Below are 21980 nucleotides of genomic sequence, written 5' to 3'. Positions count from 1 at the left end.
CGGCCGTCAGGTCCGTTTGAGGGTGCGCACCGGCCCTCCGGGCTTCCAGACGTGGACGACGAGGTAGGTGTCGTCCTCGACGCAGGTCCGTACGACCTCCGTCAGCTCGGTGCGGAAGAGGTGGAACGGCTCCGGCGGTTCCACCTCTTCGGCGTACCGGGCCCGGGTCTCCGTGTCGTCGTCGGCGATCTCGACCGCCCGGCCGCTGATACGGACGTCGCCGCCGCCCATGCCGGTGCCCTCGCCCGGGTTCGCCTGGAGCGCGAAACGCGGGTCGCGGCGCAGGTCCAGCGCCTTGAGCGAGTCCGGCATCATGCCGAGCCACAGCTCGCCGTTCAGGAAGCGGACCTCCAGGCCGGTGGTGCGCGGTGAGCCGTCCCGGCGCAGGGTCGCCAGGACGTGGTGGGTGTACGCGGCGAAGCGTTCCTCCACGGTCTTCGCGAGGTCCGGTTCGGCCGCGGTGAAAGCTGCCCAGTTCATCTGCATGCGCCGAGTGTGACGGGGATACCGGACATCCTGTGTCGGGTATCGCTTCCGTCCTCCGGACGGAGCAGTGGCCCGCCGGGGGAAGGCAGGCGTATCGCGGGAGCGGCTGGGCGGGGACCTCGTGGCGTGGATCGACCACCGGCCGACGCGGCAGGAGATCGGCCGGAGGGAGCCGGAGCGAGCCGGATCGGCCGGAGGGAGCCGGATCTGCCGGACTGACGTCGGGTCGTCAACTTCGTGCCTCGAAGTTCACTCTCGTTGGGCGGGCCTGCCGGACGGGGAGGGCGTGCCGTAGGGCACAATTCGCTTGCGTCATGGGGGACTTGTGTCGGGGTGTTGATGCGGCGGGGAAGGCGGGCTTCGGGCGTGGCGGTGCAGGCGGCGAGACAGGGCGGCGCGGACGCGCACGAGGGCGGCTGCACCTGCGGGGACTGCCCGCACGGGGCGCGTGAGGGGCATCGGCGCGCGGTCGCCGCGTTCCTGCTGAAGCGGGACGGGTTCGCGGCCGGACAGGGCGTACCGGCCGCGGTCGCGCACTCCGCGTCCGCCTCCCGGCAGTGGGTGTCGGAGGAGCTCACCCAGGCCGCGGAGGCCGTCGCCGAACGAGGGCGGGCCGAGGGCGAGGCCTGGCTGCCACGGCTGTGGCGGTGGACCGCGGCCGTGGTCTGGGCGGGCGTGGTCCTGCTGCTCCTGGGCCAGGCGCTCACGGCGATCGGCGCGGGCTGGACCGCCGCGCGCACCGCCGGGCTGCTGGGCGCGGTGGTCGTGGCCGGGGCGCTGACCGCCGCGTCGTGGTTCCACCGGGCTCGCGGTGGTGCGCTCGCACCGGTGATCGGGGAGGACAACCGGCTCTCCACCTCCCGTGCGGTGGCCGCCTGCTGGGTGCTGCTCCTGGCGTTCGCGGTGCTCGTCCTGGTGGGGCAGCTGGCGGTCGCCTCCGGGAACCGGGAGCGCGACGCGCTGATCGCCGGGCTCGAACTCGCCCGCGGCGCCGGGGTCGTGACCGTGCTGGCCGTGGTCTGCGGGATCGCCGTGCTGGTGCGGCGGGTCGTCGGACTGCGGGTGCAGGGGCAGCGGCTGCAGAAGGTACGGGCGCACCGGCCCAGGGCGGCGGACCTGCTGACCGACGACTCCGGGCGCGGGAGCTTCGCCGACATCCAGTACGTCGTGATCAGCGGGGTCGCCCTGACCTTCGCGGCGGTACGGCTGGCCCGGCGGCCGGACCAGTTGCCGGATCTGCCGTGGGGGCTGGCGGTGGTGGTGCTGGTGTCGGCCGGCACGTACCTGGCGGGGAAGTACGCGGAGGGCGGGCGTCCGGTGATCCTGTCGGTGGTGCGGGCGCGGGAGGCGGGTGACCTGGACGCGCCGGTCCGCACCGGGGACGACATCGAGATCCGGGGGACCGGGTTCGTGCCGGTGGGTGCTCAGGGGGCGGACCGGTTGTCGCGGATGGTGGTGCGGGTGGGCCCGGTGAACGTCCACGTACCGCTGGTCCCGGTCACCGGCGGCTTCGACAACCCGACGGACACCCTGCTGACGGTGCCGGTGCCCGCGGAGGTGGAACCGGGCCGGGTGGATGTGCAGGTGGTCACCGCGGCGGGCGTGGAGACCAACCGGTACACGATCGATGTGACCGAGTAGCGCCCGGTCACCGCCTCTCGCCGAGAAAAACCCCGCACACAGGGTTGAGCCGCGCCACTTCGTCGTACGTATGGTCTGCAAGGAGGCCCCGGCACGGCAGTGAGAGGCGGCGGACAGTGATGACGCACGGTATGCGCACGGACACGCACTCCCCCCACGCCGGCGGCGACGGGGACTGGCGCGACACCGCCACCCGCTACGCCCTCGTCCCCCTGCGCATCTTCCTCGGCGTCACCTTCATCTACGCCGGCCTGGACAAACTCACGGACAGCGCGTTCATGACGGACTCCGGCGCCGGTTCGATCGGCGACATGATGCGCGCCGTCCGGGATTCCTCCGCCGTCCCCGCCCTCGTCGACATGGCACTGGAGAGCCCCGTCGCCTTCGGCTACGCCATCGCCCTCGGGGAACTGGCCGCCGGCATCGGTGCCCTGCTCGGTCTCCTCACCCGCCTCGCCGCCCTCGGCGGCGCGCTGATCTCCCTCAGCCTGTGGCTGACCGTGAGCTGGGCCGCCGATCCGTACTACTACGGCAACGACCTCCCCTACCTGTTCTGCTGGGTCCCCCTCGTGCTCGCCGGTGCGCCCCTCTGGTCGCTGGACGCCCTGATCAGGAACCGGCGCCACCGGGGGGAAGCGAGCGGAAGGACCGTCAGCTGAGGACGTGAGGTGCGCGCTGCGGCGAGGGCGGCGCCTCGTGCTGCGGCGCCGGCACGGCGGGGCCCTTCGCACGGAGCAGACGCTCCAGGGGGTGCTCCACCCAGCGGTAGGCGCCCCAGGACAGGAGCAGGCTGACCCCGATCACCAGCAGCCAGACCAGAACCGTCGACGAGAGCGTCTCCGTCCGCCCGTACCGCGCGAGACAGATCCGGATCACGATCTGCGGCGGGAGGGCGGGCGGCGCGGGGAGAAGCAGCAGCTCTGTGTCACATCAGGGATCGCCGACTACTCCCCGTACCACGCCCCTCGCCCCGTCCACCCCTTGATTTCCGGTCTCCTGTCAGTTCCCCGGTCCGGGGCCGGTGCCGTCCGTTCTGCCCCGGCACCGTATGTGGCCGGTCAGGGAGCCCACCGCGGCGGCCAGGCAGAGGCCGCCGGTGACGACGGGGATCATGACGAACCACGGGGTGTCCCAGGCGTCGCCCGCGTCGCCGGCGTAGATCACCGCGGCGGCGGTGAGGACGAGACCGGCGATCAGTCTGCCGGGCTGGAACTCATGACGCAGCACGGGTCACCTCCGCCTGTCCCACACCGACGTGGAGCTCGACTTCGAGGGTGCCCGCCTTCCCGGTGCCCGCGGCCGGTTCCAGGGTCACCACCTTGCGCTTGCCCGGTGCCACGTCCACGTCCTTCCGCTCGTCGCCCGGCAGCTGGATGTCCCCCACGCCCACGTCGACGGTCAGCTTCACGGTCGCGTCCCTGGGCACGATCACGTGGATCCGGCCCACGCCGACGTGGGACCTCGTCGAGACGGTGTCGTTCTCCGGGACGCGGATCGCGGAGAGGTCCAGTTCGCCCTCGCCCGCGCCCACGTCGTACGCGGGGCGTATCTGCGCGACCGAGGTGGGCTCCCAGGACGTGCGCGTCCAGTCGGTGCCGATGTCCTTGGGGATCGCGGTCGAGCCGGCCAGCAGACCCGCCGTGACGACCGCCAGGACGATCGACCCGGCGCCGGTGCGGCCGAGGAACGCGCTGACGGCCACGCCGATGCCGAAGACGGCGAGCGCGCAGGCGAGTCCGGTCTGCAGGCTGGTGCCGAGCGGCTGGGTCTCCCAGGTCAGGCCGGTGCCCAGCCCGGCGGCGAGCAGCGCCAGCAGGAAGATCCAGCCGCCGATCCCGCGGGGCCCGCGCGGCTTCGCCGGCCGGTGGTGCGGCGCGCACGGCTTGTCGCGGTCGCCGGTGCGGACGCCGCGGCCGATGTTGACGGCGGCGGCGACGTCCTTGTCGCGGGAGTCGCTGGGCCCCCACAGATAGCCTGTGCCGCCCACATGTGTGCCGTCCTTGACGATGGGGTCGCGCCACCACGAGGGGAAGGCGTCGGGCACCGGCGGCGCCTGGGGCTCCGGCGGGGCGTCGGCGACCGCCTGCGCGGCGAGGTGGTCGGCGCTGGGGGCGCCGCGCCGCCGCGACCAGTATCCGGCGCCGGCGAGCAGCAGGGACAGTATGACCGCGAAGCTCAGCACGCCGTCGTTGCTCAGCATGGTGAGGAAGACACCGCAGCCGACCAGGGCGAACAGCACGGCCGTCAGGGTGTGGCCGTCGACCCGGCCGGTCAGCAGCCGGCGGATCTCGCTCTCCTCCCCCTCGTCGTCGTACGGGACGAAGAGCCAGGCGAAACCGTAGAAGATGAGGCCGATGCCACCGGTGGCGGAGAGCACCGCCAGGGTGATCCGGAAGATCACCGGGTCCATGTCGCACTGCCGGCCGAGCCCCGCGCAGACCCCGCCGAGCATCTGGTGCCGGCGGTCCCGCCGGAAGCGGTGGTCCAGGTCGTCCGCGGGGCCGGGCGCGGCGTCCCGCGGCCGCGCGCCCTTCGAGGGGCGCGGGCCGGAGCCGGGTCCCGGACCCGCCGCGGCGTGCTGGTGATCGGTCATGGGTCCATGGTGACGGTCGGGCCGCCGCGGCGGGAGTCGGGACGACCCTGGCCGGACCCTGATATCGGTCCCTGAGCGGAGCCCGGGGAGCGTTCGAGGAGCCCGCGCCGCGGAGATCAGGGGAGTCTCCGGGACGGACCCTGATGCTCCGGCAACCCGGTGCGTGTGACCATCATTGACATGTCGGAAGCCGCAGCAGCGCCACTCGCCGAGCCGCGGCCGCCGCGCAAGCTCTACCGCAGCAGTGACGGACGCTGGCTCGGTGGCGCGGCGCGGGGGCTCGCCGGACACCTCGGGCTGCCCGTGATCTGGGTGCGTCTCGTCTTCGTCGGCCTGTTCATGGCCGACGGCCTCGGCGCTCTGCTGTACGCCGCGTTCTGGTTCTTCGTACCGCTCGGTGTCGGCGGTGTGGACGCGCAGAAGGCCCCTCCGGTGACGACGGAGACCGCGCCGGACGGCCGGCGCAGGCTCGTCACCCGCAGACCCGACAAGGGGCAGATCGTCGCCCTGCTCCTCATGGTCGTGGTCGCCATGGTGTTCGTGGGCAATGTGAACCTGAGCAACGGCGCCAGGGCCTATCTCTGGCCGACCGTCCTGGTCGCCGCGGGTGTCGCCCTGGTGTGGCGGCAGGCGGACAACGCGCGACGGGCCCGCTGGATGGAGGTCGGCCGCCGCCGGCGCACGGTCACGCTGCTGCGCGCGGTGGCCGGGGTGCTGCTGGTGACGGCGGGAGCCTCGGGCATCTTCGTCCTGCGCGGCTCCGGCAGCCACCTCGGTTCGGTGCTCCAGGCGGCCCTCGCGGTCCTCGTCGGCATAGCGCTCCTCGCCGGCCCCTACCTGGTGCGCATGACGCAGGATCTCTCCGAGGAGCGGCTGATGCGCATCCGGGCGCAGGAGCGGGCGGAGGTCGCCGCCCATGTCCACGACTCGGTGCTGCACACCCTCACCCTGATCCAGCGCAACGCGGACAACGCGGGCGAGGTGCGCCGCCTGGCCCGTGCCCAGGAGCGCGACCTGCGCGCCTGGCTCCACAAACCGGAGGGCAACGGAAAGGACGAGGACGACGAACCCACCACCCTCGCCGAGGCCGTGAAGCGAAACGCCGCCGAGGTCGAGGACAAGCACGGTGTGCCCCTCGAGGTCGTCGTCGTCGGCGACTGCCCGCTCGACGAGAGGATCGGCGCACAGATGCAGGCCGCGAGGGAAGCGATGGTCAACGCCGCCAAGTACGGTGGCGAGGGAGGCGCGGTGCAGGTCTACGCCGAAGTCGAGGGGAGGATGGTCTTCGTGTCGGTCCGTGACCGCGGTCCCGGCTTCGACCTGGACGCGATACCCGCCGACCGGATGGGCGTCAGAGAATCGATCATCGGCCGCATGGAGCGCAACGGCGGCACGGCGCGGCTGCGCGCGGTGCCGGACGGCGGCACGGAGGTCGAGCTGGAGATGGAGAGGGCGGAGAAGACGTCATGAGCGAGCCGACCGAGGCGAACGCAGCGGCGGGAGCGGTGCAGGGGCCCGGGTCCGCGGAGCCGGCCGGGAGCACCGCCGGACGTCATGTGCGCGTCGTCCTCGTCGACGACCACCGCATGTTCCGCACGGGGGTCCAGGCCGAGATCGGGCAGACCGCGCAGACGGGCGTCGAGGTGGTCGGGGAGGCCGCCGACGTCGACCAGGCGGTCACGGTCATCACCGCGACCCGGCCCGAGGTGGTCCTGCTCGATGTGCATCTGCCCGGTGGCGGCGGCGTCGAAGTGCTGCGGCGCTGCGCTCCGTTGATGGCCGACGCCGAGCAGCCGGTGCGCTTCCTCGCGCTGTCCGTGTCGGACGCGGCGGAGGACGTGATCGGGGTGATCCGCGGCGGCGCCCGCGGCTATGTGACCAAGACGATCACCGGGACCGATCTGGTCGACTCGATCTTCCGGGTCCAGGAGGGCGACGCGGTCTTCTCGCCGCGGCTGGCGGGATTCGTCCTGGACGCCTTCGCCTCGACCGACGCCCCGCCGGTCGACGAGGACCTCGACCGCCTCACCCAGCGCGAGCGGGAGGTGCTGCGGCTGATCGCCCGCGGCTACGCGTACAAGGAGATCGCCAAGCAGCTTTTCATCTCGGTGAAGACGGTCGAGTCCCACGTCTCGGCGGTGCTGCGCAAGCTCCAGCTCTCCAACCGCCACGAGCTGACACGCTGGGCGACGGCACGGCGACTGGTCTGAGCGGGCGCCCCACGGCGACGTGGTGAAGGAAGGCAGGGGGGGAGGGCGCCGGAGTGCCCTGGGGCGGGTGTGGCTAGGCTCCGGCCTCATGGACGTACTCATCCACATCTTCGTCGGTCTGCACATCATCGGTATCGCGTCGCTGCTCGGCGGCTTCCTCACCCAGATGAAGGCGATGGGCGAGGGCACCGCCCGCTTCAGTCCCGCGATGCTGCACGGTGCGCTGACGATGCTCGTCACCGGCGTGGCCCTGGTCGGGCTCAACCAGGCGCAGGACTACTCCGTCGACAACATAAAGATCGGCGTGAAGCTGGCCCTGCTGATCGTGATCCTCGGCCTGGTCTATGTGAAGCGGGACGACGAGAAGGTGGACAAGAAGCTGTTCGGCCTGGTCGGCCTGCTGACCCTGACGAACATCTTCATCGCGGTGCTGTGGACCTGATCCGCTGCCGGAGGAACCCGCCCGGTTCCGGCCGCCGGGCGGATCAGGCGGGGCGCACCACGCTGTGGACCGACGACTCGCCGTCGTAGAAGATCGACTCCTCGCGGACGTACGAGCCCGGCTTCGGTGCGTGGATCATCATGCCGTTGCCGATGTAGATGCCCACGTGGGTGACGTCGTCGTAGAAGAAGACGAGGTCACCCGGCTGCGCCTGGGACACGGGGACCGTGGTGCCGGCGTTCACCTGGTCGTAGGTGGTGCGCGGGAGGGTGACGCCGGCGGCCTTCCAGGCGGCCTGGGTGAGACCGGAGCAGTCGTAGGAGCCGGGACCGGTGGCGCCCCACACGTACGGCTTGCCGATCTGCGCGCGGGCGAACGCGATGGCCTTCTCGGCCTTGGTGCCGTACGAGGGGTCCGCCGACGTCGACGGTGAGGTGGCCGAGCCGGAGGACCCGGAGCCGTCCGTACCGCCGCCGTCCTGCTGGGCGGCCTCCTCCCGGGCCTGCTGCTGCTCGGCCTGCTGCCGGGCGAGCTCGGCGGCCTTGCGGGCGGCCTCCTCCTGCTTCTCCTTCTCGATCGCCGCGAGCCGTGCCTTCTCCTCGGCGGTCAGCTTCGACATCAGCTCACGCGCGTCGGTGAGCTTCTTCTGGACGGTGGCCTTGGCCGTCTTCAGGTCGTCCTGCGACTCGGTGAGCGTCTGGAGGCTCTCGGTGGCCTCCTGGCGCTTCTTCATCGTCTCGGACTGCTGGGTGACGTAGTCGTCGACCGCCTGCTTCTGGCGGCCGGTCATCCGGTCCATCACCTGGCGCTGGTCGAAGATGTCCTGCGGGGTGTCCGCGAGCAGGAAGGTCGCGGTGTCGGGGACGCCGGCGCCGGTCCGGTACTGCGCGGCGGCGAAGGAGCCCAGCTCCTCACGCGCGTCGTTGAGCTTCTGCGTGCGCTCGGCCACGTCGTCGAGGAGGGTGTCGACGCATTTGCGCTGCTTGGTCGTCTTCTCCTTGGCGGCGTTGTACTTCTCGGTCGCCGACTCCGCCTGGCGGTAGAGGTCGTCGACCTTCTTCTCGACCTCCTCCAGACTCGGCTTGTCGTCCTCCGAGGGGGCGGCGTCGGCCGTCTGGGAGAGCAGGGCGACGGAGGTCAGGGCGGCCGTGGCCAGGGCCGGGGTCCGTATGCCTGCCACGCGCGTGCCGGGGGTGCGTGACTTGCGGTGCGACGCCAAGGGAGGCGACTCCTTCCAGTGCTCCGCCTACCGGGTTAGCTGTCGGGTTCGGGCGGGGGTGCGTCGGAAGGGTTGCCCTACGGCCGTTTCCGCGAGGGAGTGGGCCGATTCACCCCATGGTGTCGGTGGGTCCCCGGCTCCGGCTGTCGCGGCGGACAGTGACGGACTCGGCGGAGGCCGCGCGGTCCGGCGAGGTTCGCCGGCGGGGGACGAGCGGCCTGCCCGCACCGTAGCCAACCGGTGTGGCCCCTGTGAAGGTTGATGGGTGATATGCCCGATACATTTTTGTGACCTTGTGCGACGGGTCACTCAGCGTGAGGTGGCGGTCCTGGAGGGTGCGCGCCCGCGCGGCGGCCGGGAACCGGTGCCGGGGGCGTGCGGAAACCGGGGGATGTTCCCGGGGCGGCCCCTGGTTGTCGGTGGGGCACCCTAGACTCGGAGAGCGATGAGCAGCCTCTTTGACGACAGCTTCCTGGCGGACCTCCAGGCCCAGCGGGGCCCCGCGGACGAGCCCCCGCCACCGCCCGAGGACGATCATGCGCCGGAGACCGTTCCGGACGATCTGTTCGGCGGGAAGTTCGACGTGCCGCCGGACCGGGACGCGTACTACCGCGACGGCGCCCCGCGCCCCGTGATCGACGCCGCGGCCCTGCTGGAGGGGCTGAACGAGAACCAGCGCGCCGCCGTGGTGCACTCCGGTTCCCCGCTGCTCATCGTGGCCGGCGCCGGCTCCGGCAAGACCCGGGTGCTCACCCACCGCATCGCCCACCTGCTGGCCGAGCGGCATGTCCACCCGGGCCAGATCCTCGCGATCACCTTCACCAACAAGGCCGCGGGCGAGATGAAGGAGCGCGTCGAGCAGCTCGTCGGCCCGCGCGCGAACGCGATGTGGGTGATGACCTTCCACAGCGCGTGCGTGCGCATCCTGCGCCGCGAGAGCAAGAAGCTCGGCTTCACCTCGTCGTTCTCGATCTACGACGCCGCCGACTCCAAGCGTCTGATGGCCCTGGTCTGCCGCGATCTGGACCTCGACCCCAAGCGCTTCCCGCCGAAGTCGTTCAGCGCCAAGATCAGCAACCTGAAGAACGAGCTGATCGACGAGGAGGACTTCGCCGCACAGGCGGCTGGGGGCACCTCCCAGACGGAGTCTGGGGGAGGTTTCGAGAAGACCCTCGCCCAGGCCTACGCGCTGTACCAGTCGCGGCTGCGGGAGGCCAACGCCCTCGACTTCGACGACCTGATCATGACGACGGTCAACCTGCTGCGCGCCTTCCCGGACGTCGCCGAGCACTACCGCCGCCGCTTCCGGCACGTCCTGGTCGACGAGTACCAGGACACCAACCACGCCCAGTACGCGCTGGTCCGCGAACTCGTCGGCACCTCCGAGCACCCCGTCGACGTGCCGCCGGAGGCCGAGGTGCCGCCCGCCGAGCTGTGCGTGGTGGGCGACGCCGACCAGTCGATCTACGCGTTCCGCGGTGCGACGATCCGCAACATCCTCCAGTTCGAGGAGGACTACCCGGACGCCACCACGATCCTGCTCGAGCAGAACTACCGCTCCACCCAGACCATCCTGAGCGCGGCCAACGCGGTCATCGAGCGCAACGAGTCGCGCCGCCCCAAGAACCTGTGGACCAACGCCGGATCCGGCGCGCGGATCACCGGGTACGTCGCCGACACCGAGCACGACGAGGCGCAGTTCGTCGCCGACGAGATAGACCGCCTCACCGACGCGGGCGAGGCCAAGGCGGGCGATGTCGCGGTCTTCTACCGCACCAACGCCCAGTCCCGTGTCTTCGAGGAGATCTTCATCCGCGTCGGCCTGCCCTACAAGGTCGTCGGCGGCGTGCGCTTCTACGAGCGCAAGGAGGTCCGGGACGTCCTGGCCTACCTGCGGGTGCTCGCCAACCCCGAGGACTCGGTGCCGCTGCGCCGCATCCTCAACGTGCCCAAGCGGGGCATCGGCGACCGCGCGGAGGCCATGATCGACGCCCTCGCCCAGCGCGAGAAGATCAGTTTCCCGCAGGCGCTCAAGCGCGTCGACGAGGCGTACGGCATGGCCGCGCGCTCGTCGAACGCCGTGAAGCGGTTCAACACGCTGATGGAGGACCTCCGTACGGTCGTCGAGTCCGGCGCCGGCCCGGCCACCGTCCTCGAAGCGATCCTCGAACGCACGGGCTACCTGGCCGAGTTGCAGGCGTCCACCGACCCGCAGGACGAGACCCGCATCGAGAACCTCCAGGAACTCGCCGCCGTCGCCCTGGAGTTCGAGCAGGGGCGCGGCGAGGGCGAGTCGGTCGCCCTGTCCGACTTCCTGGAGCAGGTCGCCCTGGTCGCCGACTCCGACCAGATCCCCGACGAGGACGAGGACGGCTCCGGCGTCATCACCCTGATGACCCTGCACACCGCCAAGGGCCTGGAGTTCCCGGTCGTCTTCCTCACCGGCATGGAGGACGGCGTCTTCCCGCACATGCGCGCCCTCGGCCAGACCAAGGAGCTGGAGGAGGAGCGGCGCCTGGCGTACGTCGGCATCACGCGTGCGCGGGAGCGGCTCTACCTGACCCGGTCGACGCTGCGGAGCGCGTGGGGCCAGCCGTCGTACAACCCGCCCTCCCGCTTCCTGGAGGAGATCCCGGCCGCCCACCTGGAGTGGAAGCGGACGGGAGCGACCGCGCCCGTGTCCGCCGGACCGGTGTCGGGCGTGGCGGCCTCGCTGTCGTCGTCCCGCTCCCGCTCCTCGGCCTCGGGTGCCTCCGGCTTCGCCACCCGGCGGACCGCGGAGAAGCCCGTGGTGTCACTGGCGGTCGGGGACCGGGTCACGCACGACCAGTTCGGCCTCGGCACCGTGGTCGGAGTGAAGGGCACGGGGGCGAACGCGGAGGCGACGATCGACTTCGGGGACACCAAGCCCAAGCGTCTGCTGCTGCGGTACGCGCCGGTGGAGAAGCTGTAGCCGCAGGGCCGCGACCCGTCGGGGGAGGGGGTCCTACGACGGGTCGAGGCCGTGGCTGCGGAACCAGGCGAGCGGGTCGATCGCCGAGCCGCCGCCGGGACGCACCTCGAAGTGCAGGTGCGGGCCGGTCGAGTTGCCCGAGTTCCCGGAGAACGCGATCCGGTCGCCGGCCTTGACGGTCGTACCGGAGGGGATCGTGTAGCTGGAGAGGTGGCAGTACCACGTCTCCGTGCCGTCCTTCGCCGTCACGATCATCATGTTGCCGTAGGCGGAGTTGTACTGCGTCCGCACGGTGCCGTCGGTCGCGGCCAGCACCGGAGTGCCGTACGAGACGGGGAAGTCGATGCCGGTGTGGACGGACATCCAGTTGATGCCGGACTGGCCGTAGTAGGCGCTGAGTCCGTTCTGGGCCACCGGGAGGGCGAACTTGGGACGCAGCCGCTCCTTGCGGGCCGCCTCCTCCGCCGCGCGCCTGCGCTCGGCGTCCTGCTGCGCCTTGAGGTCGATGCGCTCCTGGGTGCGGCTGGCCCGGTCGGCGAAGTCGTCGGCGCCGGCGGCGAGGCTCTCCAGCTGGGTGTCCAGCTTGACGTTGGCGGCGGAGGGTTTCACCGGCTGGGCGTCGGGCGCGGTCGCCGCCGTGGTGTCCTGGCCGCTGTCCTCGGTCAGATCGCCGACCGAGGCGGCGGCGATACCGGCGACGCCCATCACGCACGCCGAGGGCACGGCCACCGTCAGCAGCGCGGAGCGCTTGGCGGGCGTACGGCGCCGGGAGCGGGACGCGGCGCGGGAGGCCGCGCGCGGAGCCGGGACGGGGAGGATCTCCTCCTGCTCGTCGAGCAGGGACACGGCGGGCAGTTCACCGGTGTCCCCCGGCTCGCCGTGGACCGGTTCGCGGGCGGCGGGGTCCTGGTGGGCGTCCTGCTCGTACGTCTCCGGCCGGTAGGCGTCCTGGCCGTAGGTGTCCTGGTCGTACGTCTCGGTCTGCGGTTCGTACGTCTCGGTCTGCGGTTCGTAGGACTCGGAGGCGGTGGCCGGGTCGGTGGTCTCGCCGCCGTCGGAGTTCCACTGCGTGGCGTCGTACACGCCGCTGTCGAAGGTCTGCGTGCCCCAGTCCCACTGCTGGGCCTGCTCGGCGGGGCTCCCGGCCTGGCCGGACCCGATCCAGGCGCCGGCGTCCCACTGACCGCTCGTCTCGGGCGAGCCGGCCTGCGGAGGGATCACCGTCATCGGCTGGTCGCCGGTGGTCCACGCGGTCGTGTCGTAGCCGCCGGTGTCGTACGGAGCGGGGTGCTGGGCCGCGTACAGGTCGTAGTGGCCGGTGTCCTGGCCGCCCGTGGACCAGTGCGCGGTGTCGTACGCGCCCGTGTCCTGGCCGCCGCCCGGGAGGTCCCCGAAGAGGGGGTCGGTGGCGAAGCCGCCGGTGGTGTGACCGCCGGTGCCGTAGTGCGTGGCGTCGTAACCGGGGGCGTCGTAGCCACCGTAGGCGGTGAAGTCGCCGTACTGGGCTTCCTGGGTGCCGTACGACGCATAGGGCGCCGCGTCGGCATCGGAAGCCGGAGCCGGGGCCATGGTCCCCGACGGGTGACGGTCGTTCACCAACTTCTCTTTCGCCTCGACAACAGGGGCTGGCAGAGCAGTGCGGCGACTGTACCCGGCGGTATGCGGGCGCGACAATCTTCCCCAGGTTTCGGGCGCGCAGGAAACGGGCATTCGGTCGTCTTTTGGGGGACGGCGGGCGCGGTCTTGGCTCTTTGTTCGAAGTCTGTTCGATGCTTCGGACGCTTCTGCGGCCGTAAGTCGGGCCTGCCGGGCCGCTGTTGTTCGGATGCGGACGCCGAGGACGTGCTTGTCACGGGGGACGGGTGCCGGGCGTGTCGCGCCCTGCCGCCCTCACGCCACCGTCAGGCCGTTCGCCCGGCCGGTGGACGGCTCGCCGGGGTGGGCCGTGTCCAGCGCCTGCCGGATGCCGGTCGCCACCGCCGGGTGCACGGGCAGGGCGAGATGGCCGACGCCGCTCACCCGGACGTTCACCGCGGTCAGGTCCGGGTGCTCGATGCACGCCGTCTCCAGCGGGTCCATGATGTGGTCGAGGTCGCTCCAGAAGGCGACGAAGTGCGTACGGCAGCCGGGCGCCGGCCGGCTGAGCTCTTCGAGCACCGGTGAGCCGGGGCGCATCTGGCGCACGATGGGGTGCGCGTTGGCCAGTGGTGCGACGCGGGTGCCGGAGTGCGGGGTGCCGAGCGTGACGAGTGTCCGCACGCGGGTGTCACCGCCCAGCCGCTGCACGTAGTACCGGGCGATCAGCCCGCCCAGGCTGTGGCCGACCACATCCACCCGGCGGCTGCCCGTGCGCTCGCACACCTGCTCTATGTGCCGGCCGAGCAGTTCGGCGGCGATGCGGATGTCGCAGGTCAGCGGCGAATAGTTGAGCGACTCGATCTGCTGCCTGCCGTGCTGGGACAGGCTGCGGCGCAGCAGGACGAAGACCGAGCGGTTGTCGATGAAGCCGTGCAGCAGCACGACCGGGGGTTTGGCCTCCGTCGGCAGCTGTGCGGTGCCCTTCGGCTCGGGCAGCGCGGGGCGGTCCGGGCCCCGCCGCTCCTGGATGATCCCGGCGGGATAGAGGAAGACGTGGCCCGCCAGGATCGCCAGTTCCAGGGCGGTCGCCTTCAGCAGGGCCAGGGAGAGATCCGTCAGCCGGGCCGGCAGGAGACGCCGGCAGAGCGGCAGGAAGGGAAGAGCTGCCTCGGTGACCTTCATGGCCGACCTCCTGTCGGCACGCGGAAGGACAGCCTCGTCCCCCGTGTGCCCTCATGGGATGTCGCTGCGTGAGCGGTCGACGGTGCGCGCGTGCGAAGGGTGGAGGGGGCGCGCTGGTACGGCGACGTCGGTGCGAATCCCTTATGCGCATGGTCCCACCGATGCCCATGAGTCGCACGAGCACACGGTGTGCGGGCCGCGGGGCCCGGGAACGCTGCGCGGTGAACGTGTCCCAAGGTGTGATTTGCCCCTCCCTCCGCACCGCGAAACTGCCGGTTGCGGGATGCTGGAGATAACGTTCGTTCACTTCTCCGGCCGGTTCGGGCCGGGGTGTCCGTGCGATGTGTGCGGTACTTGTCGGTACGGATGGATGTAGTCGCTTCATGGAGGCAGTGATGGGTGTGGCAGCCGGTCCGATCCGCGTGGTGGTGGCCAAGCCGGGGCTCGACGGCCACGATCGCGGGGCCAAGGTGATCGCGCGTGCGCTGCGCGACGCCGGTATGGAGGTGATCTACACCGGGCTGCACCAGACGCCCGAGCAGATCGTCGACACCGCGATCCAGGAGGACGCCGACGCGATCGGTCTGTCCATCCTCTCCGGGGCGCACAACACGCTGTTCGCCGCGGTCATCGAGCTGCTCGAGCAGCGGGACGCGGCGGACATCCTGGTCTTCGGCGGCGGCATCATCCCCGAGGCGGACATCCCCCCGCTGAAGGAGAAGGGCGTCGCGGAGATCTTCACCCCGGGCGCGACCACGGCGTCCATCGTGGACTGGGTGCGGGCCAACACCCGCCAGCCCGCGGGGGCGTAGCCGGCCACGTCCGGCGGGCGGCCGGTCGGCGTCCGTGCGTGAGGGCAGTCCCGGGCCGGGGGCGTGACGACGGCGGGTGCCGCCGGTCCTCGCCGCCACCGGGCCCTGACGCATGTGCCCGTGCCGCCGGGCCGGTCCTGCCGCCGTGGACGTCCCGGCAGGCGCTCCGGATCCCTCGGCAGGCGCTCCGGATCCCTCGGCGGGCGGTGCGGCGCCGGTGCCGCGGGGCGCGGGGCCGGTGACGGGCCGGGTCAGGCGGCCGGCGGGGAGAGCTCCGCGAGCATCGCCGCGCGCAGGCGCAGTGTGGTGACCAGCCGCTGGAAGGCCTCCGACCAGTAGCCTCCGGCTCCCGGTGACGCGTTCTCCGGCTCGTCCGGTATCGCCAGGAGCGCGTCGAGGCGGCCGGCCTCGGACGGGTCCAGGCAGCGTTCGGCCAGGCCCATGACTCCGCTGAAACTCCATGGATAACTCCCTGCGTCCCGCGCGATGTTGAGCGCGTCGACCACGGCCCGCCCGACGGGCGCGGCCCAGGGCACGGCACACACCCCGAGCAGCTGGAACGCCTCGGACAGGCCGTGCGTCCGGATGAACCCGGCCACCCATTCCGCCCGTTCGGCGGGGTTCAGCGTGCCGAGCAGCTTGGCGCGTTCCGCCAGGGACACCGCCCCCGGCCCGCCGGCCTCCGGCGCGGAGGGCTCCCCGAGCAGGGCCCGGGACCATGCCGGGTCCCGCTGCCGCACCGCCGCCCGGCACCAGGCCGCGTGCAGTTCGCCCTGCCAGTCGTCCGCCACCGGCAGTGCGACGATCTGCCCGGGGGTACGTCCGCCGAGCCGCCGCGACCAGCTGCCGAGCGGTGCCGACTCCACCAACTGGCCGAACCACCACGAGCGTTCGCCACGCCCCGCGGGGGCCTTGGCCACCACCCCGTCGCGCTCCATGCCCGCGTCGCACTCGTGCGGAGCCTCGACGGTGAGCACCGGTGTCTCCCGCGTGCGGTCCACGGCCACGCACGCGCCCGCTCTGACGGCCATCCGCCGTGCGAGGGCCGAGGCGGGCAGCGCCGACAGCAACTCCGCCGCCGTCGCCCGTACGTTGCGGCTCCGGTCGGCCAGGGCCTGCTCCAGGAACGGCTCGTCGTCCTCGCCGAGCCCGGTGCGCAGCGAGTCCAGGAACATCAGCCGGTCCTCGGCCCGCTCCGTCGCCCAGGTCGCCGCGAGGAGTTCGCGTGCGGCGGCCGGATCCCGGGAGCGCAGGGAGGCGAGGAGGGCGACCCGCTCGGCGAAGAGGCCCTCCTGCCAGAGCCGCCGTGTCCCGTCGGCGTCGTGACGGGCGGGTGCGGACGTACCGCCGCCCGGGGTGGAGCGCAGGGCGAAGCGCCAGTCAGGGTTGAGCCGGGCCAGCCACAGGGCTCGCGGTCCGGCGAAACGGAGCGCCGCGGGACGCAGGTCCGTGCGTCCTCGCGCGGCGTCGAGCAGGGCGGGCAGGGCGGCGGGAGGCGGCGCGAAACCGCGGGCGTTCGCCGCCGCCAGCCACTGGGGCAGCAGCTCCATGAGATCCGGGGCCGCGCCCCGGCGGCCGCCGCCGGAGGCGCCGGGGCGGTCGGCGAGCAGCAGGGCGAGCCGGCGGGCGGCGGCCGGTGGCAGCGCGGGGCGCCGGTCCTCGGGGGCGGGCTCCGGACGCTCCGCGGCCCGCGCGGGCCGCAGCCCGGCCCGTCGCCGTACGGTCGCCACGGCCGCGGCGTCCAGCAGGGCCGCCGGCGCCTGCGGTCCGGGCGCGACGCCCGCCGGTGTGCGCCGGTCCGTGCCCAGCAGGGCCGCGGTCAGCAGGTCCTCCCAGTCGCCCGGGAGGGAGGCGTCCGCGGCGGCGGTCGTCGTGCTCATGAGCTTCCTTTCCGGCGGGAGGCCCGGTGCGGTCGGACACTCAGGTGCACCGAGTGTCCAGTGATGTCCGAAAGATTCCTGAGATGCCGGGGAACCGGACCAGGCGCACCGCTCAGCACAGCGGTACCGCCTCACCGGGCCCGTCGGGCCATGCCGCCAAAGGGGTGAATCCCCGGTGGCCGCACTCACCGAAGACCCGGACCGGGGCGCCGCCCGACAGGGCGACCAGACGCCACAGGCCCGGCCCCGGCCGCGCGGCCGGGGAGAGCGGCAGGGCAGCGTCCTCGTCGGCGTCTGCGAGCTGCCAGCCGTCCCCGTCCGGGGCCGGTATCACCCGCTCCAGCGTCACCGGCACCGAGTCCAGCCAGGGGTCCTCGCGCAGGGCCTCGCCGTAACGGGCGACCGCCCGCGTCGTCGTCGTGCCCGCCGGCCGCACAGCCGTCGGCGCGGGGGCCGCGAACCGTTCCCCCAGGGCGGCCCTCGACTGTCCGGCGCCCGGGTACGCGGACAGCTCCGCGTCCAGGGCCAGTCCGACCGGCAGCGCGAGCTCCGGGGCCCGGCCCGCCGCACCGTAGGAGAGGAGCAGCGCCGTACGCCCCGAACCGGTGCCGTACAGCCAGACGCGGCGGGTGGTCAGCCGGCTGTCCGCCGTGTCGTACTGGGCGAGGACCAGCCAGTGGTCCCGCACCGGCGGGCCGTCCGCCGAGGCGGGCAGGCCGACGCGCGAGCGGACGGTCGCGGCGAGCCCCTCGGGCAGCCGGTCGCGGCGCAGCCAGCCCCGGGCCAGCAGATGCAGCAGCGCGCACTCCTCCAGCAGCCGCACCGGCCCGCCCGGTCCGCCGCCCGCGAGCGCCCCCAGCTCCCGCACCCGGGTGGCCAGCCCCTGCGCCTGGGCGTCGACCATGCGGGCCGCGGTCTCCTCCCACATGCCGTATCCCGTCTGCCCGGCCGCGGCGAGACCGCCCCGGAGTAGATCCGCCAGGCGCTGCTCCAGCTCCTCCGCGCCCGCCGTGACCCGCTCGGCCCGGCGCTCCCTCCTGCGCCGCGCCGCCTCGGGATCGGCCGTTCCGGGAGAGGCACCAGAGGATTCTGCGGCCTCTCCCTCCTTGGCGCGTGACGCAACGTCAGGCGCCGCTGCCGGCACCTGGTCCGCGGTCCGGCGCACCCCCTGCTCAGTCATGTCATCGAAGGTAGATCCCAGCACTGACAATCGACCCGGAGAGCGCATATGTGCAGGTCAGAGCGATTGTCAGTGGCGTGGTGCAGGGTTGGTGCCAGATCCGAACCGGCCGAGCCGGAGGGGGACTCACGCCATGACTCTGCCTGTTGAACCGACAGCCGCCGACCCGAGCCGGAACGGCTCCGTACCCGTGAACGCGCCCGCCGACACGGACACCCGCACCACGCCCGTGAACGCGCCCGCCGCCGCACCGCCCGTGAACCCGCCGGCCGGGGCGACGGAGCCGCTGCGGCCGCACGCCGAGGATGCCTTCGCCGCCGAACTCGCCGCGCTGGCCGCGCAGGACGACCGTCCGCGTCCCGCCCGCTGGCGGCTCTCGCCCTGGGCCGTCGCCACCTACCTGCTCGGCGGCACACTGCCGGACGGCACGGTGATCACGCCCAAGTACGTCGGCCCGCGCCGGATCGTCGAGGTGGCGGTCACCACGCTCGCCACCGACCGCGCCCTGCTGCTGCTCGGGGTGCCGGGCACGGCGAAGACCTGGGTCTCCGAGCACCTGGCAGCGGCGGTGAGCGGTGACTCCACCCTGTTGGTGCAGGGCACGGCCGGCACACCGGAGGAGGCCATCCGCTACGGCTGGAACTACGCCCGGCTGCTCGCCCACGGCCCCAGTCGGGACGCCCTCGTGCCCAGCCCGGTGATGCGTGCCATGGCGGAGGGCATGACGGCCCGTGTCGAGGAGCTGACCCGCATCCCGGCCGACGTGCAGGACACGCTGATCACGCTCCTGTCGGAGAAGACCCTGCCGATACCGGAGCTGGGCCAGGAGGTGCAGGCGGTCCGCGGTTTCAACCTGATCGCCACGGCCAACGACCGCGACCGCGGGGTCAACGAGCTGTCCAGCGCCCTGCGCCGCCGGTTCAACACCGTGGTGCTGCCGCTGCCGGAGACGGCGGAGGCGGAGGTCGACATCGTCTCGCGCCGCGTCGGCCAGATCGGCCGCTCCCTCGACCTGCCGGCCGTGCCGGACGGCATCGACGAGATCCGCCGGGTCGTCACGGTCTTCCGTGAACTGCGTGACGGGGTCACGGCCGACGGCCGCACCAGGCTCAAGTCGCCCAGCGGCACACTGTCGACCGCCGAGGCGATCTCCGTCGTCACGGGCGGGCTGGCGCTGGCCTCCCACTTCGGCGACGGGGTGCTGCGGGCCGGGGACGTCGCCGCGGGCATCCTCGGCGCGGTCGTCCGGGACCCGGCGGCGGACCGTGTCGTCTGGCAGGAGTACCTGGAGACCGTGGTCCGCGAGCGGGACGGCTGGAAGGACTTCTACCGGGCCTGCCGGGAGGCCGGCGGGTGAGCGGAGCGAACGCGGAAGGCACGGGGCCGCTGCTGCTCGGGGTGCGGCACCACGGTCCCGGGTCGGCGCGGACGGTGCGGGCCGCGCTGGAGGAGACCCGGCCGGGCGTCGTACTGATCGAGGGACCGCCGGAGGCGGACGCGCTGCTCCCGCTCGCCGCCGAGGAGGGCATGCGGCCGCCCGTGGCCCTGCTCGCCCACGCCGTGGACGAGCCCGGCCGCTCGGTCTTCTGGCCACTGGCCGGGTTCTCCCCGGAGTGGGTCGCGATCCGCTGGGCGCTGGAACACGGCGTCCCCGCCCGCTTCATCGACCTGCCGGCGGCCCACACGCTGGCCTGGGAGGGGGACGAGGGGGCGGTGGAGGGGGACCGCGGCCCGCGCAGGACGGACCCGGACGGGGAGGATGCCCCGGACGCGGCGGACGGGTGGCCCGGCGGGGCGGGCGGGCCCGGCGACGGGGCCGTGCCGGAGGCCGGCGTGCGGATCGACCCCCTGGGGGCGCTGGCCGAGGCGGCGGGGTACGACGACGCCGAGCGCTGGTGGGAGGACGTCGTCGAGCACCGGGGCGTGGGGAAGGGGGACCCGGTCGCGCCGTTCACCGCGCTGGAGGAGGCGATGACCGCGCTGCGGGAGGAGTACGGCAGCGGGGGACACGAGCGGGACCTCGTGCGCGAGGCCCACATGCGGCTGCGGATCCGCGCGGCGCGGCGGGAGTACGGGGACGGCGTGGCCGTGGTGTGCGGGGCCTGGCACGTGCCGGCGCTGCGGCGCAGGTCCACCGTCGCAGCCGACCGGGCCCTGCTGAAGGGGCTGCCCAAGGTGAAGACGGACATGACCTGGGTGCCCTGGACCCACCGCAGGCTCTCCCGGGCGAGCGGCTACGGCGCGGGCATCGACTCTCCGGGTTGGTACGGGCACCTGTTCGAAGCCCCGGACCGGCCGGTCGAGCGATGGCTGACCAAGGTGGCCGGGCTGCTGCGGGCCGAGGACCGGATGGTGTCGTCCGCGCATGTCATCGAGGCCGTACGGCTGGCGGAGACCCTGGCGGCGATGCGGGGACGTCCGCTGGCCGGGCTGAGCGAGACGACCGACGCGGTGCGGGCGGTGATGTGCGACGGCTCCGACGTGCCGCTGGCGCTGGTGCACGACCGGCTGGTCGTCGGCGACGTCCTGGGGGAGGTGCCGGCCACGGCGCCCGCCGTGCCGTTGCAGCGGGACCTCGCCCGGATCCAGCGCCGGCTGCGGCTGAAACCGGAGGCGGCGGAGCGGGAGCTGGAGCTCGACCTGCGCAAGGAGACCGACGCGGAGCGCGGCAGACTGCTGCACCGGCTGCGGCTGCTCGGCGTCGGCTGGGGCGAACCCGCCGTCTCGCGCGGCAGCACCGGGACGTTCCGGGAGACCTGGCGGCTGCGCTGGGAGCCGGAGTTGTCCGTGCGGGTCGCCGAGGCCGGGGTGTGGGGGACGACCGTTCACGCGGCGGCGACCGCCAAGGCGGAGACGGACGCCGTCGCCGCGCGGGGGCTCGACGCGGTCACCGGGCTCGCCGAGCAGTGCCTGCTGGCCGGGCTGTCCGGCGCGCTGCCCACCGTGATGCGGATCCTCGCCGACCGCGCGGCCCTCGACACGGACGTCGGCCATCTCGCCCGGGCGCTGCCCGCCCTGGCCCGCTCCCTGCGCTACGGCGATGTGCGCGGCACGGACACCGCGGCACTGGCGGAGGTCGCCGCCGGGCTGGCCGAGCGGGTCTTCGTCGGGCTGCCCCCGGCCTGTGCCGGGCTGGACGCGGACGCCGCCGAGGAGATGCGCGGCCACATCGACGCGGTGCACGGCGCGGTGGGCCTCCTCGGCGACTCGCCCGCACCCGGCCATGGGAAGCTGCGGGCCCGCTGGCAGTCGGTGCTGCGGACGCTGTCCGCCCGGGACACCGTGCCCGGAGTCCTGCGCGGACGGTCGGCGCGGCTGCTGCTGGACGGCGGGGGGCTGGCGCAGGACGAGGCGGCGCGGCTCATGGGACTCGCGCTCTCACCGGGCACACCGGCGGCGGACGCGGCCGCGTGGATCGAGGGGTTCGTCGGCGGAGGTTCCGGCGGCGGGCTGCTCCTGGTCCACGACGAGCGGCTGCTCGGGCTGGTCGACACATGGCTGACGGGCGTACCGGCGCAGGCGTTCACGGAGGTACTGCCGCTGCTGCGGCGCACGTTCTCGGCGTACGAGCCGGCGGTACGGCGCACCCTCGGCGAACTGGTCCGGCGCGGGCCCGGGAGACACGGGGGCGCGACGGCCGCCCACCACGGCATACCCGGCTTCGCGCCCGGCCCCGACGCCGTGCGCGCGAACGCCGTGCTGCCGGTCCTGCGACTGCTGCTGGGCCCGGACCCGGAGGCCGGGGCGGCGCTCACCGGACCGGCCGGGGCGGCCGGATGACGGACACGCACCGAGAGGGGGAGA

General features: G+C 73.2%; 18 protein-coding genes and 1 riboswitch. Of the genes, 9 read left to right on the top strand and 9 right to left on the bottom strand.

Translation table 11 applies throughout. The annotated features are described in order from the left end of the window. Positions 1–6: 6 nt before the first annotated feature. Entirely contained in the window at positions 7–486 is a 480-nt protein-coding gene (locus ACZ434_RS05965; protein ID WP_468452281.1) for a pyridoxamine 5'-phosphate oxidase family protein, read from the bottom strand. 366 nt (positions 487–852) lie between these two features. Between ACZ434_RS05965 and ACZ434_RS05960 the strand changes: the two genes are divergently transcribed. Both ACZ434_RS05960 and ACZ434_RS05955 read left to right on the top strand, forming a co-directional pair. Then, entirely contained in the window at positions 853–2127 is a 1275-nt protein-coding gene (locus tag ACZ434_RS05960; RefSeq protein ID WP_468452279.1) for a hypothetical protein, read from the top strand. Between the two features lie 119 nt (positions 2128–2246). Further along, positions 2247–2786, top strand: coding sequence for a DoxX family protein (locus ACZ434_RS05955; protein WP_468452277.1), 540 nt, complete (start codon positions 2247–2249; stop codon positions 2784–2786). Here ACZ434_RS05955 and ACZ434_RS05950 read toward each other — a convergent pair. The 3 genes from ACZ434_RS05950 to ACZ434_RS05940 all read right to left on the bottom strand — a co-directional run bounded on the left by ACZ434_RS05950 (position 2779) and on the right by ACZ434_RS05940 (position 4720). After that, complete coding sequence (locus ACZ434_RS05950; RefSeq protein ID WP_468452275.1) at positions 2779–3003, bottom strand: hypothetical protein; 225 nt, start codon at positions 3001–3003, stop codon at positions 2779–2781. The genes ACZ434_RS05955 and ACZ434_RS05950 overlap by 8 nt on opposite strands. A gap of 123 nt (positions 3004–3126) precedes the next feature. Beyond that, complete coding sequence (locus ACZ434_RS05945; protein ID WP_468452273.1) at positions 3127–3354, bottom strand: hypothetical protein; 228 nt, start codon at positions 3352–3354, stop codon at positions 3127–3129. Continuing rightward, positions 3341–4720 carry a PspC domain-containing protein gene (locus ACZ434_RS05940; protein WP_468452271.1) on the bottom strand — a complete coding sequence of 460 codons (1380 nt, stop codon included), beginning with the start codon at positions 4718–4720 and terminating at the stop codon, positions 3341–3343. The genes ACZ434_RS05945 and ACZ434_RS05940 overlap by 14 nt, the downstream gene beginning before the upstream one ends. Positions 4721–4900: 180 nt before the next feature. Here ACZ434_RS05940 and ACZ434_RS05935 point away from each other — a divergent pair, with 180 nt between their 5' ends. From ACZ434_RS05935 to ACZ434_RS05925, 3 genes are all read left to right on the top strand, one after another. Further along, positions 4901–6190: an ATP-binding protein gene (locus ACZ434_RS05935; RefSeq protein WP_468452269.1), complete on the top strand. Its 1290-nt coding sequence runs from the start codon at positions 4901–4903 to the stop codon at positions 6188–6190. After that, positions 6187–6930, top strand: coding sequence for a LuxR C-terminal-related transcriptional regulator (locus tag ACZ434_RS05930; protein ID WP_468452267.1), 744 nt, complete (start codon positions 6187–6189; stop codon positions 6928–6930). Before ACZ434_RS05935 ends, ACZ434_RS05930 begins: the two co-directional genes overlap by 4 nt. A gap of 88 nt (positions 6931–7018) precedes the next feature. Then, entirely contained in the window at positions 7019–7372 is a 354-nt protein-coding gene (locus tag ACZ434_RS05925; RefSeq protein ID WP_468452265.1) for a hypothetical protein, read from the top strand. 43 nt (positions 7373–7415) lie between these two features. Here the strand turns inward: ACZ434_RS05925 and ACZ434_RS05920 are convergent, their stop codons facing one another. Further along, positions 7416–8591, bottom strand: a complete 1176-nt coding sequence (locus ACZ434_RS05920) for a C40 family peptidase (RefSeq protein ID WP_468452263.1) — start codon at positions 8589–8591, stop codon at positions 7416–7418. A 7-nt stretch (positions 8592–8598) separates the two neighbouring features. Continuing rightward, positions 8599–8755, bottom strand: a riboswitch (cyclic di-AMP (ydaO/yuaA leader). Between the two features lie 281 nt (positions 8756–9036). Between ACZ434_RS05920 and pcrA the strand changes: the two genes are divergently transcribed. After that, positions 9037–11544: a DNA helicase PcrA gene (gene pcrA, locus ACZ434_RS05915; RefSeq protein ID WP_468452261.1), complete on the top strand. Its 2508-nt coding sequence runs from the start codon at positions 9037–9039 to the stop codon at positions 11542–11544. Between the two features lie 33 nt (positions 11545–11577). On the opposite strand, the gene ACZ434_RS05910 is transcribed toward pcrA, so the two are convergent. Together ACZ434_RS05910 and ACZ434_RS05905 are read right to left on the bottom strand one after the other, a co-directional pair. Continuing rightward, positions 11578–13254: a M23 family metallopeptidase gene (locus tag ACZ434_RS05910; protein ID WP_468452259.1), complete on the bottom strand. Its 1677-nt coding sequence runs from the start codon at positions 13252–13254 to the stop codon at positions 11578–11580. Between the two features lie 180 nt (positions 13255–13434). Continuing rightward, positions 13435–14304 carry an esterase/lipase family protein gene (locus ACZ434_RS05905; RefSeq protein ID WP_468452257.1) on the bottom strand — a complete coding sequence of 290 codons (870 nt, stop codon included), beginning with the start codon at positions 14302–14304 and terminating at the stop codon, positions 13435–13437. A 395-nt stretch (positions 14305–14699) separates the two neighbouring features. Here ACZ434_RS05905 and ACZ434_RS05900 point away from each other — a divergent pair, with 395 nt between their 5' ends. Further along, positions 14700–15116: a cobalamin B12-binding domain-containing protein gene (locus ACZ434_RS05900; protein ID WP_468452255.1), complete on the top strand. Its 417-nt coding sequence runs from the start codon at positions 14700–14702 to the stop codon at positions 15114–15116. Between the two features lie 251 nt (positions 15117–15367). Here ACZ434_RS05900 and ACZ434_RS05895 read toward each other — a convergent pair whose 3' ends face one another. Together ACZ434_RS05895 and ACZ434_RS05890 are read right to left on the bottom strand one after the other, a co-directional pair. Beyond that, a complete protein-coding gene (locus ACZ434_RS05895) occupies positions 15368–16996 on the bottom strand; it encodes a DUF5691 domain-containing protein (protein ID WP_468452253.1) in 1629 nt (542 codons plus the stop codon). A 112-nt stretch (positions 16997–17108) separates the two neighbouring features. Beyond that, positions 17109–18176: an SWIM zinc finger family protein gene (locus tag ACZ434_RS05890; RefSeq protein WP_468452251.1), complete on the bottom strand. Its 1068-nt coding sequence runs from the start codon at positions 18174–18176 to the stop codon at positions 17109–17111. A gap of 133 nt (positions 18177–18309) precedes the next feature. Between ACZ434_RS05890 and ACZ434_RS05885 the strand changes: the two genes are divergently transcribed. Together ACZ434_RS05885 and ACZ434_RS05880 are read left to right on the top strand one after the other, a co-directional pair. Further along, positions 18310–19533, top strand: coding sequence for an ATP-binding protein (locus ACZ434_RS05885; RefSeq protein ID WP_468452249.1), 1224 nt, complete (start codon positions 18310–18312; stop codon positions 19531–19533). After that, positions 19530–21956: a DUF5682 family protein gene (locus tag ACZ434_RS05880; RefSeq protein ID WP_468452247.1), complete on the top strand. Its 2427-nt coding sequence runs from the start codon at positions 19530–19532 to the stop codon at positions 21954–21956. The genes ACZ434_RS05885 and ACZ434_RS05880 overlap by 4 nt, the downstream gene beginning before the upstream one ends. The last annotated feature ends 24 nt before the right edge of the window (positions 21957–21980 follow it).

It is taken from the genome of Streptomyces sp. NPDC030893, from assembly GCF_055571535.1.
The sequence above is the reverse complement of the archived record's forward strand: the minus strand, read 5'-3'. Positions and strand labels throughout refer to the sequence as shown.